The organism is Gordonia sp. NPDC127522, assembly GCF_042672305.1.
Lineage (GTDB): Bacteria > Actinomycetota > Actinomycetes > Mycobacteriales > Mycobacteriaceae > Gordonia > Gordonia hongkongensis.
In genome coordinates this window covers 675,425-693,436 of the sequence record NZ_JBHXVK010000001.1, presented here as the reverse complement: position 1 = coordinate 693,436, position 18,012 = coordinate 675,425, and the positions used below count along the sequence as shown (strand labels likewise).

At 68.5% G+C, this 18,012-nt stretch carries 14 protein-coding genes; 4 read left to right on the top strand and 10 right to left on the bottom strand.

What is annotated here, in order from left to right; all coding sequences use genetic code 11:
- Genes ACFVHY_RS03155 through ACFVHY_RS03140 form a run of 4 tightly spaced genes read right to left on the bottom strand, consistent with a single transcriptional unit; the run spans nucleotide 1 to nucleotide 6,875 of the window.
- Complete coding sequence (locus ACFVHY_RS03155; protein ID WP_390268220.1) at nucleotides 1-1,935, bottom strand: ArnT family glycosyltransferase; 1,935 nt, start codon at nucleotides 1,933-1,935, stop codon at nucleotides 1-3.
- The gene (locus tag ACFVHY_RS03150) at nucleotides 1,932-3,896 is read right to left on the bottom strand and encodes a hypothetical protein (RefSeq protein ID WP_390268217.1); all 1,965 of its coding nucleotides are present in this window, start codon (nucleotides 3,894-3,896) and stop codon (nucleotides 1,932-1,934) included. Before ACFVHY_RS03150 ends, ACFVHY_RS03155 begins: the two co-directional genes overlap by 4 nt.
- On the bottom strand, nucleotides 3,889-5,334 hold the full coding sequence (locus tag ACFVHY_RS03145) for a glycosyltransferase family 2 protein (protein WP_390268214.1): 1,446 nt from the start codon (nucleotides 5,332-5,334) through the stop codon (nucleotides 3,889-3,891). The genes ACFVHY_RS03150 and ACFVHY_RS03145 overlap by 8 nt, the downstream gene beginning before the upstream one ends.
- Nucleotides 5,331-6,875 carry a hypothetical protein gene (locus tag ACFVHY_RS03140; protein WP_390268211.1) on the bottom strand — a complete coding sequence of 515 codons (1,545 nt, stop codon included), beginning with the start codon at nucleotides 6,873-6,875 and terminating at the stop codon, nucleotides 5,331-5,333. The genes ACFVHY_RS03145 and ACFVHY_RS03140 overlap by 4 nt, the downstream gene beginning before the upstream one ends.
- Before the next feature lie 1,241 nt (nucleotides 6,876-8,116).
- Between ACFVHY_RS03140 and ACFVHY_RS03135 the strand changes: the two genes are divergently transcribed.
- Nucleotides 8,117-9,376, top strand: coding sequence for a DUF222 domain-containing protein (locus ACFVHY_RS03135; RefSeq protein ID WP_390268208.1), 1,260 nt, complete (start codon nucleotides 8,117-8,119; stop codon nucleotides 9,374-9,376).
- Between the two features lie 102 nt (nucleotides 9,377-9,478).
- Here the strand turns inward: ACFVHY_RS03135 and ACFVHY_RS03130 are convergent, their stop codons facing one another.
- Nucleotides 9,479-10,372 (bottom strand): alpha/beta fold hydrolase, encoded by an 894-nt coding sequence (locus tag ACFVHY_RS03130; RefSeq protein ID WP_390268205.1) that lies wholly within the window; start codon nucleotides 10,370-10,372, stop codon nucleotides 9,479-9,481.
- 30 nt (nucleotides 10,373-10,402) lie between these two features.
- Here ACFVHY_RS03130 and ACFVHY_RS03125 point away from each other — a divergent pair, with 30 nt between their 5' ends.
- The gene (locus ACFVHY_RS03125; RefSeq protein ID WP_068971172.1) at nucleotides 10,403-11,326 is read left to right on the top strand and encodes an alpha/beta fold hydrolase; all 924 of its coding nucleotides are present in this window, start codon (nucleotides 10,403-10,405) and stop codon (nucleotides 11,324-11,326) included.
- A 152-nt stretch (nucleotides 11,327-11,478) separates the two neighbouring features.
- On the opposite strand, the gene ACFVHY_RS03120 is transcribed toward ACFVHY_RS03125, so the two are convergent.
- The 4 genes from ACFVHY_RS03120 to ACFVHY_RS03105 all read right to left on the bottom strand — a co-directional run bounded on the left by ACFVHY_RS03120 (nucleotide 11,479) and on the right by ACFVHY_RS03105 (nucleotide 14,260).
- A complete protein-coding gene (locus ACFVHY_RS03120) occupies nucleotides 11,479-12,378 on the bottom strand; it encodes a copper resistance D family protein (RefSeq protein ID WP_390268201.1) in 900 nt (299 codons plus the stop codon).
- Between the two features lie 6 nt (nucleotides 12,379-12,384).
- On the bottom strand, nucleotides 12,385-12,933 hold the full coding sequence (locus ACFVHY_RS03115; protein ID WP_390268198.1) for a copper resistance protein CopC: 549 nt from the start codon (nucleotides 12,931-12,933) through the stop codon (nucleotides 12,385-12,387).
- Nucleotides 12,926-13,657 (bottom strand): YcnI family protein, encoded by a 732-nt coding sequence (locus ACFVHY_RS03110; RefSeq protein ID WP_390268195.1) that lies wholly within the window; start codon nucleotides 13,655-13,657, stop codon nucleotides 12,926-12,928. The genes ACFVHY_RS03115 and ACFVHY_RS03110 overlap by 8 nt, the downstream gene beginning before the upstream one ends.
- Nucleotides 13,658-13,744: 87 nt before the next feature.
- Nucleotides 13,745-14,260 carry a YtxH domain-containing protein gene (locus ACFVHY_RS03105; protein WP_390268192.1) on the bottom strand — a complete coding sequence of 172 codons (516 nt, stop codon included), beginning with the start codon at nucleotides 14,258-14,260 and terminating at the stop codon, nucleotides 13,745-13,747.
- Between the two features lie 70 nt (nucleotides 14,261-14,330).
- Between ACFVHY_RS03105 and ACFVHY_RS03100 the strand changes: the two genes are divergently transcribed.
- Nucleotides 14,331-15,182 (top strand): GNAT family N-acetyltransferase, encoded by an 852-nt coding sequence (locus ACFVHY_RS03100; RefSeq protein ID WP_390268189.1) that lies wholly within the window; start codon nucleotides 14,331-14,333, stop codon nucleotides 15,180-15,182.
- 5 nt (nucleotides 15,183-15,187) lie between these two features.
- Nucleotides 15,188-16,378 (top strand): alkaline phosphatase family protein, encoded by a 1,191-nt coding sequence (locus ACFVHY_RS03095; protein WP_390268186.1) that lies wholly within the window; start codon nucleotides 15,188-15,190, stop codon nucleotides 16,376-16,378.
- A gap of 481 nt (nucleotides 16,379-16,859) precedes the next feature.
- On the opposite strand, the gene ACFVHY_RS03090 is transcribed toward ACFVHY_RS03095, so the two are convergent.
- Nucleotides 16,860-17,990, bottom strand: a complete 1,131-nt coding sequence (locus ACFVHY_RS03090) for a DNA polymerase IV (protein ID WP_390268183.1) — start codon at nucleotides 17,988-17,990, stop codon at nucleotides 16,860-16,862.
- Nucleotides 17,991-18,012 lie beyond the last annotated feature (22 nt).

The window sequence follows — 18,012 nt, the reverse complement described above, 5'->3', positions numbered from 1 at the left end:
TCAGTCCGATCCCTTGATCCGATAGATCCGGAACTGCGGTTTGCCAGTCGGCGTCGTCACCGTCATGGCGACCGTCGCGATGCCGGCGCCGTCGGCCCAGAGCGTTGGATAGCGAACGTTGATGGCGTCGAGTGAGCCGAGGCCGGTCGGCCGCTGCGTGAGGATGTACTGCACGCCCTGCTCCGCGGGTGCGTTCAGCTTCGCGAAGAAGTCGAAGTCGCTGCGCACGACGAACTGTTCGGGGCGCTCGGACTCCAGCCAGACGCGCGAGACCCCGAAGGTGTCGACGAGAACGGAGCCCTCCGGCAGATTCTGACTGTCCAGCCAGGCGGCGACGTTGCCCGAGACCTCGCCGAACCAGTAGAACCAGAACTCCGACGGCGGGTGGCGATCGGGCCAGAACGCCGAGCGCAGGCCGTACTCCTCCTTGCCCAGCGCCGGGTTGAGCATCGACGACGCCGTCACGGGTATCGAGGTCGCCAGGACCAGCGCCATGAGTGTGGTGAGGGTGGTCCTTTCGACACACGACCTCCGCAAGCTCCGGTCGCTGCTCAAGGAGCGGCGGGTGGGCGACTTCCGCAAGCTCCGATCGCTGCTCAAGGAGCGGCGGGTGGGCGCAGCGTGTAGGTCAGCGGACCCTTCGTGGCTCGTCGCTAACGCTCCTCGCACCTCAGGGAGCGGAAACACCCCGGTCGCTAACGCTCCTCGCACCTCAGGGAGCAGAGGTTGCCTGGCGTCGGGGAGCAGACGGTGGGCGGGCCCACACGCGACGAGGACCGCGACGACGATCAGCGGCGTCGACGCCAGGTAGAAGCGGAACCAGCCGAAGGTCGAGCCGAGGATCACCGCGGACATCTGGAACAGCAGAACCGAGCCGAACACGACTGCCGGCACCGCCGCGTCGACCCTCCGCAACCGGACCGCGATCCAGGCCACGACCGGCAGCACCGCGAACAGCAGTGGTTGCATGCCGAGCAGGTTGGCGACGATCACCTCCGCCAGCGGCCCTGCTCCGACGTCCTCGGCCGAGACGATCCCCGCCGCCTCCACCTGCGCCGAGTTGCCGTACTGCGAGGAGAACTGGGAGAACGCATTCCCGTCGAGGAGCCAGCCGAGGCCCGCCCACACCACGAACGCGAACGCGGTGGGCATGGCCACGATGGTCGCGTCGTGCACACCGAAGGGCGCGCCGGCCCGCCACGCTGCGGGTCCGGACGGCTCCTCGGGACGGTGCCGTCGGGTCGACACCACGAACACCCCGACCGCCACGCCCGCAGCCGCGGGTAGCGCCTCGTAGCGCGTCAGGTACGCCAAACCCAGGGCGACGCCGGCGATGACCAGATCGAGCACACGTGATCGATTCACCCACAGCAGGATTCGACGGCATGTCCACAGCAGGAAGAACAGGAACGGCGCCTCGCTCATCCCCATCCCCGCGTACAGGATGATCATCGGGTTCAGCGCGAACGCCGCGAACGCGATCCAGCGCAGCAGGCGGCCGGCACCGTAATCGAGGGCGATACGTCGAACCTGCCACCCGGCACCGGCCATGAACACCGCGCTCATGACCGCACCGGCGAATCCGACGCGACGCAGCTCCGGCCACTGGTTCAGGGGCCAGTGCGACGACAGTTCGACGAGCGGGATTTCGATCAGACTCGGCAACGGATTCCACACGAAGCCGATCGCGCCCAGATGCGGGTCCCGGCTCCAGATGGTGAACCCGGCGTTGCCCACGCGACTGCTCGCGTCGGGATTGATGTATCCGACAGCGAAATACAGGTACGCACCGACCGCCAGATACCCGGCGACCAGACCGGCGAACAGCGACATACCCCACCACTTCGTCGCGGTGAGCCGTCGACGGCCCTCACTCACCGGCGGCTGCACACCGGCCGCCGGTGCCGAGGCGTCGTCGTGAAGCTCGACGGTCATGTAGTCGAGCCGTCAGCGGGATCGCCCGAGCCGCCGAAGCGTCTGCGATACAACATGATCGCCACCGAAACGAGGACTGCGATTGCGAAGACGGCGGCGCTGACACCCAGCCACACCACCCAACTGGTGCCGACCTGATCGACCTCGGCCTGCGGACCGTCGGCCCGCACGGTCATCAGCTCGGGCTGACCCGCGCGGCCGGCCACCAGGACGTCACCGCGGAGGTTCGCCAGATCTCCCTGCTGATCATCGAGATACGCGAACAGCGGGTCGACCAGATCCCACGACCCCGAGGTGCTCACCAACACCACCGTGCGCGAGTTCTGCGAGAACGCCTGGATGGTGCCCAGCCCGTCCGGGATCGCCAGCCTGATCTGCGCGGCCAGGTCGACGAGCGTGGACGAATCCTCGGTGTTGATCGGCGGATTCAGCGGGCGGGCGTTCGCCGCATCGGCCACCACGAGTGCGCCGGTATTGCTGGCGATCGCCTGATCCAGCGGCACCAGCACCGGCGACAGTGCGGTGGCCGAACTGCGCTGCACCGACGCGAGCAGTGCGGCGGCGGCGTCGAGTTGCGCCGGGTTGGTGTTGTCGAGCGCGACCTGGACGGTCGGCTGCCACCCGAGTGGCACCGACGAGAAACCGCCCATCCGAACGGGAGTCGTGCTCGACGACGCGGTCGACGACGGGTCGATCTGGAACGTCAGCGGCACGCTGCGAGGCGAACAGGCGCCCGGGGCCGGCTCGTAGGAGACCCGGAATTCGAGTGGTTCGTTGGCCGCCACCTGCGCGGCGGGGATGGTGAACTGCGTGTCCAGCGCACCGGACGCATTCAGCGCACTCGTGTGCAGGATCTCGCCGCCGGTGACGGCCATGACGTTCGCGCGCTCGTTGTCGCGCACCGGGGTGTAGCGCGCCTTCAGCGCGACGTCGACCGCGCCGGGCCGACCGAGGGCGAGGATCGTCGGATCGAAACCCGGTACCAGCGAGGCGGTTCCGAGAGCCTCCACCGACAACCGATCGGAGAACTCCCCGAAGGTCACCGAGTCCGAACCCTGCATCTGCCGATCGCCGACTGATTCGACCGCGGCAGAGGGCGTCTGCGCCAGACCGGTCAGCCCGTCGCGGAACAGGGCCACCTGATCGGGCAGGGAGTCCTGGTCACCGCTGATCACCAACACGGCCCCGGGAAGTCCCGCACGTTCCAGACGGACACTCCCCGCCCCACCCTCCTCGCGGATGACGACCGCCCGGTCAAGCGGACTGGCCGCGCGCGGCAACCGGGCATCGGCCGACTCCACCACATCGATCGCAACACGTTGCGGACGATAATGATTCGCGATGGCGGCGACGACGCCGAGCGTGGTCTGCGCGGCCGCGGCACTCGGGTCCTCCGGGGTGTACACGGTCACCCGGTTGACCACGGTCCCGAACACATCCTGAATGGTGGCGGGCACCGTCGCGGCGCCCCGGAAGGCGACGTTCAGGCTGGTCAGTGCGACCTCCGGCACCGGTCCGCACACCGAATCGTCGGTCCCGTTGCGCAGCGTCAGTCGCAGATCCGCACGGCCGTTGTCGCCCACGGGCACTGCGGTCAGCGGAACGGAAAACGCGGTGCTGAGCTGCCGCGGACCGAACCTCGGTACGACGACGGTACCGATGATCGTGCCGTCGGTGCGGGCGACCTGGATGAAGGCGTCGGTCACGTTGGTCGCCGACGCCACCACACCGGTCAGGGTGGTCGGTGACATCCCCTGCGGCACCGGGATGCTCACTCCGACCGGAACGTCGGCGCCGTCGATCGTGACCGAGGTGCCCATTCCCAGTTGCCGCCAGTTGAGCGTCGTCGTGCCGTCTCCCGGCGCCGCCGCGGCCGGAGCCACCGCTCCCGTGCCGACGATCAGCGCCGCCAGGACCGCTCCCAGGAGGCGGCGCAGGCGGACAGGACTGTTGCTAGACAATCTCAGGACCTTTCGGCGGTCGGGACGCACCGGGCATGGCCGAGAGTCCGTGCACGGTCTTCTCCCAGTAGGAGGGCTTGTAGATGAGCTGCGCCATGCTCTTGATCGCAGCCATGGACTGAAGGAACCAGTAACCGGGCACGAGCAGCGCGGCGCCGAGTAGGTAGGGCTTCCCGAGGGTGCGGGTCGACACGACGCCCAGCATGATGGTCGCCAGATTCCCCACGGTGAACATCAGAACGCACAGGTAATAGATGGGCCCGGGGAACAGGGAATGCATGAAGTCGGGCTTCCCGGCGAACCACACCAGCAGCAGCGCCCAGAACAGCAGGTTGAGGGTGTTGGCGATCGGCATGCCCGCGGTCAGGTTCGAGATACGGAGTGCGGGAACGAGTCCGAGTTCACGGATCATGTCGACCGGGTGGCGGGTGTGCACCAGAAAGGTCTGGAGATAGCCCTTGTACCACCGGGAGCGCTGCCGGACCCAGTTCACGACGTCGGCGTTCGCCTCTTCACCGGTGAGCGAATCCAGGACGACTGTGCGATACCCGTAGCGCGCCAGCCGAATTCCGAGATCGGCGTCCTCGGTGACGTTGTACGCGTCCCATCCGCCGACCTCCCGCAGCACGTCGGTGCGGATGTGGTTCGACGTCCCGCCGAGCGGGATCACACACTTCGACGCACTGAGTGCGGGCAGCATGTAGGAGAACCACTGGTCGTACTCGATGGCGAACCACCGGGTCAGGAGATTCTCGCGCTCGTTGTAGTAACCGAGACGCGCCTGCACCGACCCGACCTCGGGCGGACTTGCGGCGAAGACGGCTGCCGCCCTGCGTAATTGCAGCGGATCCGGGATGTCCTCAGCGTCGTAGATGGTGACGATGTCGCTGCGTTCCGACGGCAGACTCATGGCGACGTTGCACGCTTTGGGTTTGGTCCGCGGCTCGCTCGGCGGGACCAGCACCGGGGTGATCCCGTCCAGGTCGGCGTGTTCGACAGCCTCCCGGGTCTCGTGGTCGTCGGCCTCGAGGACGAGCAGGATGTCGAGTTTGTCTGCGGGATAATCGATCTTGCCGACACCGGCGACGAGGTTGGCGACGATCTCGGGTTCCCCGTAGACCGGCAACAGCACGGTGTAGACCGGCAGGTCGGCGTCGGGAATCGCGCGTGCGTCGTCGTCGGACACCCGCAGCACTCCCCTGCCGGACATGCCGCGGGTGATGAGCACGAACTTGTCGACGCTCGAGACCAGGAAGTACAAGGCGCAGATGCTCAGGATGACCGCGAGTGAGACCCGCCAGGTCAGGAGGAACGCTGCCGCGGTCACGATCGCGAGCACGACGAGGCCGAGACGCTGCCTGCGGCTCAACGGATGTCGTGCCGACAGGGTGGAGACGTGGCGCGCGTCGGTGAGCGGTCCCGCGTCGGGGGTGGTCACCGAGCTGGTCGTTCGACGGCGTCGATCATCGACCACGCGAGATCGGTCAGCGCGACATCGAGGTCGGAGTCGTCGACGGGGTCCGGGGTGCCGTCGCTACCACGGATGAGCCAACTGATGGGTTCGGCGACGGTGGTGGCATAGCTGGGCGGCTTCGGCTCGGCGACGTTCGACGAACCCGGCTGGTCACGCGCGGCCATCAGGTAGACGGCGATGTAGCGCTCACCGGCTGGCGTGGGAACTCGCCAACCCCAGAATCGACCGGTCCACAGCGTTTGATCCGAGGTGCGGACCGACTCCAGGGTGTTGGCGATGCTGCCGAGCCGGGCGTGTCGGCCGTCCGAAGAGGCGGGAGTCGAGTGGATCGTCGCCGGCGGCACCGTCTCGTACCAGAGACCACGGCGGTAACTGGAGAAGCGGCCCAGATCCGCGGTGGAGAACACGTCGAGATAGGCGGTGGACAGCGGCCTGTTCTCCGGACCGGTCTGCCCCGTCGTGACCCGGTACCGGCGCACGTCACCGTCGGACCCCATGACCCGCGGACCCCAGTCGAACACCTCGGGCTCGGTGATCCCGATACCGAGTGTCCGCAACTGTTCCAGCCACTCCTCGCCGATGGGCGGTGACACAACGGGTTTCGGCGATTCCGGCGCAAACGGGGTGACCGCCAGGATCACCAGTGCCACCAACCAGGCCGACGCCAGGGTGGCGATGGACTGCTTGGGCAGACCGGCGCGTGCCGAGCCCGTTCTGCCGAACCGGAGTCGTACGACGATCGCGATCGCGGTCACCGCACCGGCGGGAACCGTGTAGGCCAGGACCGGGATGTCGTGGAGTACCGCAACCAGCACCGCGCCGCCGACGCCGGACAGCGCCGCGGTCGCGAGAGCGACGCGGGGGTGGCGACGCAGCGCCATGTACGTCACGACGAGGGCAATCGCCACGGACAACGCACCGAAGGCGACGGTCGTGCCGCCGAGCACCTGCCCCATCAGCAGGTAGTTCGGCGGGAAGCAGGTCAGCAGGAACAACCAGATGAGGTAATCGCGGACGACGCGTCGGATCCCGAAGACCACGATCGACGCCGCGAACACCCAGATGAGGAGCGGGATCAGATCGGCGTGCCAGAACGCCGCGACGGCCGGAATCCGCGGGATGACCAGGGCCGCGGTCAGTCCGAGCGCGCCGCCCACGATGACGACCAGGATGCGGTCGAACTCGCCGTCACCGATCTCACGGCCCCGCGACGAGACGTCGAGCCCGAAGGCGATCATCAGACACCACAGGGGTACGAACAGCAGGTATGCCGTCGGCGACCCCTGGCGGAGCGCGTCGAACTCGGCAGCGATGGCCGGCGCGAACGCCAGCATGCCCGCACCGATCGTCGACGCGTACCGGGCGCCCATCGACATCTCACGCGGCGCGGTCAGCGTCGCTCGCCATGTGCGACGAGCCGCACCTTGCGCCGGCGTCGAAGCCGCGTCGGCGTCGACGTCCGCAGATGGCGGCGACGCGGGCACGACTGAATCGAGAACAGTCATCGAGATCCTCCCCAGGACGGCGCCTGAGCAGTGGGCTCCAACGCCAGACGCGGCTCCGGCGCCAACCCTGCGGGCCTCCCCTGGCAACCGAATCGCGAACTGAAATGATAGTAACGCTAAAAAGAAAGTTGATGGAGCACATCGACTGTACGAATTGTGCGAGCCGCGGCCGTGGCGGTGCTAACTTCGGGCTCGACGCGGGGTTGAGCTGCGTTTCGTCTTAGGTTGCGGCAGAGATAGTTTGGTAGACAGACAGCGCCGCCCTGGGCCGCCGCCCGAGCCGCGATGTGGGCGGAAGTCACGCGACTTACGGCACGAATTTGTAGTTGATGTCACACCTGAGAAAGTGGGTCACCTGACCGTGTCGCAACGCTAAAGACGCTGCGCTGCAGCTAATCACAAACGTTCCATGTGGTTCGGCAACAATGTCGAGACGTTTGGGCGGTAGGGCCACCGCGAAACGTCATCGACAAGTATTACTTGTCAGTCAGCAGTCTCGGCGGGATCGTCGTGAGTCCATTCGCGAGACCACGTCGACGTCACGTGGTGCTACTGCGTCGACTTCTGGTCGTTTGACAACGGCGGTGTTGGCGCTCTGCGTCCTCGCGACCGGACCAGCAGACCTCGGCCATCCACGTCGGTGACAGTGATCGGTCGGCGCATCCACCGTCATCGGCTGCGCCCTCCGCTTTTGGGCCCACCGATTTGGCACGGGTGCGTCAGCCGACGCGTCGGACCGCTCGTCAACCTCGTGAGGGACGACCCTCGGGCGGCGGCCTGGCCGTTGCGCACGTCGAACCAGAGGATCCGTCAAGCGCGGTCGACCTGACAGTCGGCATCACCGACAACGGGGACGACTGGCAGCGCCCGGTACGGCACGGCGCCGCTTACACCACCGACCGCACGCCGATCGGCGTGGCGGGCTACGGCGGACCCGCTGAGCGCAAGGAGGCCTACGCGCCACTCGCGCCGGTGCCGCCGAACTTCGACCTGCCGGCCACCGCCGATCTCTGTGGGGACCACGAGCACCGAGTGGGCGTTCGTCTGCATCACGAAGGCCGCTACCTGACCGCCCGTGGGGCTCGTGATCATGGCGCGAATCACCAATTCTGGGCGCGAACTCGAAACGGGTGTGACTGGAGTCAATCACTGACAACAGTTACCGCGCAGTCGACGAAAAACGGTGCACAGTCGATGAATTCGCTGTTCCCGGCTTGTGGAAACTCCTCGAAATCGAACGAATGTTCCTGTACCTTGGAGTCATGCCAGAGCTCGCCACTCTTCTCGATCAGCTCATCGAGACCACCCCACCCGCCGACGACCCAACGGGCAGAGCGACATTCGACGCCCTCAATACGTGGCGGCTGATACGCAACCTTGCTGATCATCAGATCGTCACCCACGCAGCACAACTCGACGAACTCGGCGTCGCCCAGAAAGCCGGCAGCACCACCAAGAAGTTGCTGATCGAGTCAGGACATGCACCGGCCGCCGCTCTTCGCACCATGCGCAGTGTCGACGCTCTGCCTACGTTGCCGGACCTGGCGCGTCATGCCGCCGACGGGCGACTGTCCAGCGAAGTAGTCGACGCCATCGTCCGCGGCGTCAACCAGATCGAGAAGTGCTGCGCCGACGGCATTTTCGATGATGGGCGATCAAGGTACGAGATCGACCTCATCGCCCAAGCGCTCTCAGGCGCGACACCGACGCAAGTGCTCAAACACGCTCGCGCGATCGCCAACAGCCTTGCCGACGCCTCCGACAAGGGCATCCCCGTAGCCGACGACCCATCGCTGAACTCGGTCAACGCCCACACCACAGACGACGGCCGCGTCGAAGTCCGCGCCGACCTCACCCAGGTCGTCGGCGAGAAGTTCCTCGCGATGATCGACGAACGCTTCTGCCCGCGACCCGAACCCGACGGCGCCGAGGACCGGCGTACCGCCGAGCAACGCCGCGCCGACGCCTTCGAACTGATCCTCGACCAAGCCGCGGTCGGCGCGAGCATCGATACCGTTGGTTCCCCGCGCACCCAGTTGATGCTGACGATCCCCGCGACCGGAGACCAGGCCACGCTGCTGTGGACCGGATCGGTCAGCCAAGCGACCGCGAAACAGGTGTCGTGCGACTGCTCGCTTACTGAGATCGTTCTCGACGGTGAGGGCGTACCGCTGCAGATGGGCCACACCCATCGGCTGTATCCGTCACACCTACGCAAAGCGATCATCGTCCGCGACACCTGCTGCATCAAATGCGGTGCACCACCGTCACATACCCAGGTCCACCACATCAAGTCGTGGGCTGACGGCGGACCCACCGACCTCGACAACGGCTGCCTACTGTGCCAGCGCTGCCACACCCAGGTCCACCACCACGGCTGGGACATCGTCATGGGCTTCGACCGACACCCCTGGCTCGTCCCACCCGCCAGTATCGACACGCAGCGCCGACCCCTACCCGCCTACAACCGACGCACCATGCGACTCGACGACGCCGCCTGACCGACGTCCCACAACAGTTCTCGCGTAGCACCTTCCGCACCCGGGCATACCCCGGGACCGCATCCGTCCCTTGACAACTCCACAGTGTGAACGGCGGCTCTGTCAGTGAGCCGCCACTGCCGACCGATCCCGAGGCACCACGGCGTCGAGCGCCTCGGCGAACGGTGGGATGAAGTAGCGCGCGCCGAGGACACAGCAAGCATGACCGCCGTCGACCTCGAAGCGCTGTGCGCCGGGGATGCCGTCGATCAGCAACTGCTGCCGTTCGGGCTCGACGACCCGGTCGCGGATGGAGACGACGACGGCGGTCGGGACGTCGACCTCGTGGAGCCAACCGCGAGAGTCGAACACCCCCAGCCCGTTTCCGAAGTCGCCAAGGTGGACCAGCGGCGTCGAGAGGAACTGCCGGAGCGCCCAGATGGTGGTGTGGGCCGCTTTGTCGAGGCTCTTGTCGGACACCCGCGGCAGGAAGCGGTAGACGGGGCGGAGGATGCGACCCATGCGTTCCGACGACGCGCGGTGCCGGGGATCATGCGTGCTGAAGTACGGGCCGGTCGAACAGAGCACCAGACCGGCGACCCGTCCCGGATGGCGGCGCCACACCAGCTGGGCGATGCCGCCGCCCATCGAGAACCCGGCGACCGTGAACCGGTCGATACCCAGGACGTCGGCGAGGCCGACGACGTCGTCGGCGCAGTCACGGAGGTCGAAGGTCTCGGACTCGATGCCGCGGCCGTGCCAGCGCGCGTCCAGGGTGATGACGCGATAGCGGTCGTTGATCGCCGGGATCGTCGGATACCAGCAGAGCAACCCGGTGGTGAGTACCGAATGCAGGAGGAACACGGCGGGCGCGTCGCGCGGGCCCGAGTCGGTGACGAACGCCCGCCCGCGCCCCGGGAGGTCGACCATCCGGCCCTCCGGGATGTCCCGAGCCGGGTACGGGGTGAACACGTGGCGGATGGCGCGCGCGGTGCCGTGAACGAACTCGGGGATCACGCCACCAACCGTACGTGAGATGCTGATCACATGATCGACATCGCCCGTCCGAAAATCGAGGGGTCGATCGCCGTCGCCGACGGTGATCGTCGGATCGGATTCGCCGAGTACGGCTCGGCCACCGGACGGGCCATCGTCTGGTTACACGGCACCCCCGGCGCCCGGCGCCAGATCCCCGTCGAAGCGCGTGCGTACGCGCTCGAACGCGGAATCCGCCTCATCGGACTCGACCGGCCGGGCGTGGGGTCGTCGAGCCCGCATCGGTACGACAACGTCGCCGCCTTCGCCCCCGACCTCGCCGAGGTCCTCGAGGCCCTGGGCATCGACGACTTCGCGATCATCGGGCTGTCGGGCGGCGGGCCGTACGCACTCGGGGTCGCCCATGCCATGCCCGATCGGGTGACGGCGGCCGGGATCCTCGGCGGTGTCGCGCCGACGGTCGGACCCGACCGCATCGAGGGCGGGGCCATGCGACTCGGCACGCTGCTCGCACCGCTCGTCAGCGTCGCCGGCGCGCCGATCGGCCAGGTGCTCAGCGTCGCCCTCGGCTTCGCCCGGCCGATCGCCGAACCCGCGATCTCCATCTACGGTCGACTGTCCCCGCAGGCGGACCGAGAACTGTTGGCGCGCCCGGAGTTCCGGGCCATGTTCCTCGACGACCTGCTCCACGGCGGAAGCCGGCGCATGAATGCGCCATTCGCCGACGTCGTCGTCTTCGCGCGGGACTGGGGCTTCCGCGTCGGCGACGTCACCGTGCCCGTGCGCTGGTGGCACGGCGACGCCGACCACATCATCCCGTACGCCCACGGCGAGCACATGGTGTCGCTGCTCCCCGACGCGAAGCTGTTCGAGATGCCCGGCGAGAGTCACCTCAGCACCCTGCACATGGCGACCGACATCATCGACGAACTCCTCGCGCTGTGGGACCAATCGCGGCCGCCGATGGGCGAGTGAAGTCGAGCAGCGACGAACGAGCGAAGCGAGGCCGCCGCGCCCGTCGAGGCCACCTGGTGACCCGCGGCAAAGTGGCTTCGACACGGCGCCTCGCTGCGCTCGGAGCCGGCTCAACCAGCGGAAAATGGTCACCTGCTCGGCTAGCAGGGGGTTCAGAGCGGCGCGGTCGCCGACAGCCCGGCCGCGAGACCCAGCGCCACGGCCATGATCGCCAGTTCGACGACGGCCGCGCGCACGGAGGCGGGCTCGCTGCTGCGATGCCGCTGCACGGCCGGTAGCCACCGCCGGCGGTGCCAGACCGCGAGACCCACGAGGATCGCGAGGACTGCGGCCTTGGCGAGCAGGATCCGGCCGTAACCGCTGCTCACCAAGTTCGCCGGACCGTCGACCTCGATCAGGCCGGAGATCAGGCCGGTCACCGTGAGGACCCCGACGGCCCAGGGTGCGCGGCCGGAGAAGACCGGCAGACTGCGCGCCCACCCCGACCTGCCGCGCACCGAGAGCAGCATCGCCGCGAGCAGTCCGCACCACCAGGCCGCGGCCAGTGCGTGGGCACCGATGAGGAACGGCCCCCACGAGTCGTTGCCGGCGTGCCCGGCGATCGAGGTGGCCAGCACCCCGATCGCCGCGAGCGCTCCGACCACGAGCACGGGGATCTCGATCCCCGTCAGCAGGTCCAGCACCACCCACGCGAGGATCAGGATCCCGGCCACCAGCGCCACCATCTCGGGCGCACCCGAGAACAGCACGTCGCCGAAGTCGCCGGCCTTGACGTCGAGCACCTCGACACCCGCCCGATCGGCCGTCCGCACCCAGGCGCTGACCAGTACGGCGAACAACCACACCCCGGCCAGCAGGCCGATCACCCGGCTCGAGGGCTCGGCGTCGACCGTCGGCAGCGCCCCCAGACCGAGCAGCGTCACGGAGACACCGAGCGCGAGAGTGGTGGGCACGGCGACGAGATCCGGACCGCCGGGACGGGCGAGCAACCAGCTCACGACGAGACCGCCGGCCAGGGTCATCGCGAGGATCGACCCGTTGCGGACGGTCATCAGGTGTCAGCTCCGCGTCGAGGGTCGCCGGCTCAGCCAGAACACGACGCCGAGTCCGACGATCAGGACGACGGCGGCGCCGGCGATGAACCACCACACCGGGATTCCCTCGTCCGACGACGCATCGACCGCTTCGATCGCCGGGCCGGGTTCACCGTTGCCGGCGACCGCGAGCTCGAACGTGCGCTGTCCGCTGATGACGTGCCCATCGGCCGAGGTCACCCGGTAGTTGACGACGTACTCACCGGCCGGACCGAGTTCGCGTACCCCGACACGCAGGTTGGGGCCATCGACCGTCGGGTCGCCGTTCTGCCAGTAGTGGTCGTCGGGTCCGACGACGTTGAGCACCGCATACGACGACTGGATCGGCTCGTTGAAGGTCAGCGTCACCGTCTGCGGACCGGTCTGCAGCGTCGCCCCCTCGGCGGGGTCGGAGGAGACCAGCCGCGAGTGCGCCGACGCCGGGGCCGCCGCCCACGATCCGACGAGCCCGAGACACAGCAGCGTCGCGAGGACCAGGACGACGCGTCGAACCGGCGCGCGACGGTCAGGCATCGCCGCCGCCACGACCATTGCGACGCAGGGCTGTCAGCGCCGCGACGCCGATGACCGCGCCGAGGGTGCCGACCACCAGGCCGATCCCACCGAGCCAGCGCGCGGCGGAGTCCTCAGACGATGCCGACGACTCGGAGGTGTCCGATGCGTCGGCGGTGCCCGTCGTCGAGGCGGCGTGCGAGCCGCCGTGATGCCCGCCGCCCGTGGCCGGGGGCAGGGTCAGCGTCGGTGCGGGCAGCTCCGGCTCAGAGCCGTCGTCGGGGGTCGGCTGACTCCAGTCGGCGGTCTCACCGTCGGCGTAGGTCTGCAGCGCGGGGAGTTCGACGGTCTCCTGCTCGGGGAACGGTCCGCCGGAGAACCGGAACTGGCCGAACTGTCCGACCGGCACCCCCGGTGAACCCGGATCGGCGGTCCAGGTGATCTCGGTGACCTTGTCGTCCTTCTTGGTGACGACGGACTTCCAGCCGGGCATCACCTCCGGGCGGGCCGAGGTCAGCCCGGGCAGCGTTACCCGGAGCGCAGTCGTGGCGGCGGCGTCGGACTCGTTGGGGACGACGAAGGTGACGACGCCGTACCCGCCCTGGGTGACCGTCGGCGCGTTGGCGGTGACGTGCGCCGACGCGGCACCCGCACCCGCGAAGGAGGCGAGGCCGACGAGGGCGACGGCGGCGGCGGGCGCGGTGATGCGGCGGGCGATCGTCGCCCGCGGGGAACTGAGCTTCATGGATTGTGTCTTTCGATGGTGTCGGGACCGGTCCTCGTGGACGCGCGCTTCGACCCCACACCGTTCTGGTCTGGGGCCCGGGCGGCGTCAGGAGGCGGCCGGTGGTCCGCGAACGCCGGTGCCGCACAACGCGGGTGCGGCCGGAACACAAGGTGGCGACCAGAACACCGGAGCGGCCGGATGTGCCGCAAGGGCGACCGGCGGCACCAGCGATCGGATCACCGAGCCGATCGACGCCAGGAGGTGGGCACCGGCGACTATTCCGACCGCGCTGAGCGGGATCGCCACCAGGTGGGTGAGGAGCATCGGCAGCGTCGAGGCGTCGTGGGCGGCGTGCCCCGCGTCGAGCGCGAGAGCCCAGTGACTAGCCGCCTGGGCAGCGGACAGGACCAGCGTGGTCGACGCCGCCGCCGTCGTGAGCCGTCCCCGGCGCGGCGCGAGCAGCATCGACGCGACCACGCCGATCGCGGCGCTCAGCAGGACGCCCGACGAACTCGGCATCGCCCCACTCGCCGCACCGTGCGCGGCGACCGCGACCGCGGGAACCACACCGGCCGCGGCCACGCGTGCGAACGCGTCGGACGGTCGGGCGGTGCGGGACATGGGGCTCATCCTAGATCGGGCTGGTCGAACCCCGACCACGGTGTCGCCGGGCGATGACAGAATCGACCCCATGTCGGATGCAACCCTCGGTGTGGAGGTTCGTGAACTGTCGTCGCCCGACGAACTCGAGGACCTGCTGCGGATCTTCGACGACGTGTGGCGGCCCGATCCGACGAACCGGCCCGTGGGGACCGACATGCTGCGGGCGCTCAGTCACGCCGGCAACTATGTGGCCGGCGCCTTCATCGGCGACCACCTCGCGGGCGGGAGCGTGGCGTTCTTCGGCGCACCGGTCGGCGAGACCCTGCACAGCCACATCACCGGGGTGACCCGCCGCGGCCGCGGCCATCAGGTGGGTCATGCGCTGAAGATGCACCAGCGTCGCTGGGCGTTGGAGCGCGGACTGTCGACGATCACCTGGACCTTCGATCCCCTGGTCGCCCGGAACGCCTACTTCAACCTCGCGAAGCTCGGTGCGACGCCCGTGCACTACTACGAGGATTTCTACGGCGAACTCGGTGACGAGCTGGGCGGCGATGCCGACTCCGACCGAGTGCTGGTGGCGTGGGACCTGAAGTCCGCCGCGCCGTCGGTGCCGGACGGGTCGTCGAGGTCGGAGGGGTCGGTGGAGTCGGTGGACGATGCGCTCGCCGGTGGGGCCGTGTCGGTCATCGACGTCGACCGGCCATCCCATCCCGTCGCGCACCACGAGCGCATCACCCCTGATGCCGGTGCCGTTGTCGAGGTTCCGCGTGACGTCGAGTCGATGCGGGTCAGCGCGCCGCTCGACGCCGCACGGTGGCGGATTGCGCTGCGAGATGCGTTGTCGCCGTTGCTCGTCGAGGGAGACGCGCGTCGGTCGGTCCGGTTCCTGCGGTCGGGACACTATGTGTTCGGGCCGGCCGGTTCGGGGGCGCGGTGACGGAAGTGGCGGGTCCGCTGGAGCTCGCCCCCGCGGACTGGCACGGCTATCCGCACACGCTCGCCGACGTGTTGCCGGCGGTGGCGGGTGCACTCGGGGTCGCGTCCGAGGGTGCGGGACCCGTTGTTCCGCCGAGCGACTCGGTGGTGCTGCTGCTCATCGACGGCCTGGGCGCGACCCTGCTGGACGACTACGTCGAGCATGCCCCGACGCTCAAGGAACTGACCTCGACGACGCTGCGGGCGGGGTTTCCGGCGACCACCGCGACCAGCATCCTGAGCCTGACGGGCGGGACGTCGTGCGGAGTGCACGGAATCATCGGGTACAGCTTCCGCCCGGGTGACGAATGCCGGACCCGCGGATCACGACGAGTGCTCAACTCGCTGCGCTGGACCCTCGACGACGCCTCCGGACCGTCGGCGTTGATGACCTATCCCCCGGCCCTCGTCCGCACCGAGCGAGGGAGTCTCGAAGAACTTGCCGCAAAGGGTGTCCGGGTCACCTACGTGATGCCCGGCGAGTTCCGCGGAACCGGCCTGACGATGGCGGCCTTCCGCGCCTCGGGACAGTTCCTGCCCGCCGTGACACCCGACGGCATCCGCGACGCCGTGCTGACAACCCTGCGGCGTCGGAGTCGGCACCGGCGTTTCGTGTATGCCTACTACAGCGAACTCGACATGGCGGGCCACATCCACGGCCCGGGGTCGGCGGAGTGGCTGGAGAAGCTGCGCATCGTCGAACGGCTGGTCGCCGATCTCGCCTCCGAACTGGGCGATGGCACAACACTTCTCGTCACCGGTGACCACGGGATGATCACCGCCGACCGGGCGATCGACATCGACACCGCCCCCGCCCTGCTCGACGGAGTCGACGCGGTGGCCGGCGAGGCGCGGGTCCGGCACGTCTATGCGACACCGGGATCGGCCGACGACGTGCTGAGCGGTTGGGCGTCGTATCTCGGCGACGCCGCGCACGTGGTCTCGCGCGAGCAGACCATCGACGAAGAGTGGTTCGGACCGATCGTCAGTGACGCTGTGGCACAACGCATCGGCGACGTCGTCGCGGTGGCCCGCGGCGCCACCACCCTCACCCGCAGCAAGCGCGAGACGATGGAGTCGATGATGCTCGGCCACCACGGCGCCTGGACCACCGCAGAACAACTCGTGCCACTCATCGTGGCCCGGGCTGCGTCCTGAGGCGCAAGCCCCAGCGACGGTTGACGACCCAGCGTGCCGCCCCGCGGAGGCGACTTTGAAAAGTTCGTCGCTTGCCTCCCCGACTCAATCGACTAACCTGAGACATTGACATCCTCCTTTTGTGGTTGGGATAACCAAGCCCCTACGACCACATCAGGAGGATGTCCCAGTTACCAGCCCTTCTACTGCTCCCTGAGGAGCGAGCTTGCGAGCGTCACGAAGGGTCTTGGCGAGTCGGATTGCGAAGACCCTTCGTGACGCGCCCTCCGCAAGCTCCGGACGCTCCTCAGGGAGCAGGGAGCACGCGCCCTCCGCAAGCTCCGGGCGCTCCTCATGGGAGCAGGGGGTAGGTCGTTCTTTCGGACGAGGGAGCAGGGGTTATGGGCTTCTTTCGTATCAGGGAGCAGTGGCTCAGCTGCCCCGTCGGGCTCGGGAGCAGGGGTTATGCGCTTCTTTCGGGTCAGGGAGCGGAGGGAGCACCTCAGGTTGGAGCGTCCTCCTCGTCGGTCACCAGGTCGAGGCGCACGCCCAGGAGGCGGACCGGGCGGTCGATGTCGAACCTGGTGAGCAGGTCGGCGACCACCGACTCGAGTTCGGCGAAGTCGAGGCTGGGCGCGGGGAGCTTCCTCGACTTGGTGCGGGTGTAGAACGTCGTGGTGCGGACGGTCACCGCGACCCGGAACGGCAGGCGTTCCTCGCCGACCACCTGATCGAGCAACTCGCGCAGGAGGTCCGCGGCGGCGGCGCGCATCTCGGTGGCGTCGCTGAGGTCGGTCGCGAACGTGCGGGACTTGGAATGCGAACGCGCCAGCCAGGGTTCGGCGGTGATCGTCGAATCACCGCCGCCGCGGCAGAGGACGTACAGCCAATTGCCCTGGTGCGGACCGAAGGTGGCGATCAAGTCGTCGCGCGGAGTGGCGATCAGCTCGGTCACCGTATTGATCCCAGTGGCGGCGAGCTTCGCCGACGTCTTCGGCCCGACGCTCCACAGGTCGCGGGTGGGTCGGTCACCCATCAGTTCCAGCCAGTTGCGGTCGTCGAGCACGAACACGCGCGGCGCGTCGACACCGCTTCGCGCACCACCGGGCGGACGCTTGGCGAATCCGGTGGCCATCTTCGCGCGCTGCTTGTTGTCGCTGATCCCGACGCAGCTCGTGAGCCCGCACCGGTCGAGGATCTCCGAACGGATCCGTTCGGCCAGGTCGACGATGGCCGCGTCGTCGAAGGGGTCGACCTCCGCCCCGCGCGCGCTCACCCCCAGGTACGCCTCGTCCCAGCCCCAGACCTCGACCGGGTGACCGGTGGCCCGCAGGACGTCCATGACCTCGGCGGACGCCGCGTCGTAGGCGCCCATGTCGAGCGGCAGATACACCGCGTCGGGCAGCTTGCGGTGCGCCGCCCGCAACGGCATCCCCGCACGGACGCCCACGTCGCGCGCCTCATACGACGCGCAGGTGACCACTTTGCGCGCCTCGGTGGGATCGCCGTTGCCGCCGACGATCACCGGCACCCCGACCAGTTCGGGGGCCCGCAGCCGCTCGACCGCGACCTGGAACTGGTCGAGATCGACGTGCAGGAGCCACCGATAGCGCTGCGAAACCGACGTGGTCACGACGCCCAGAGTAATCGCCGCG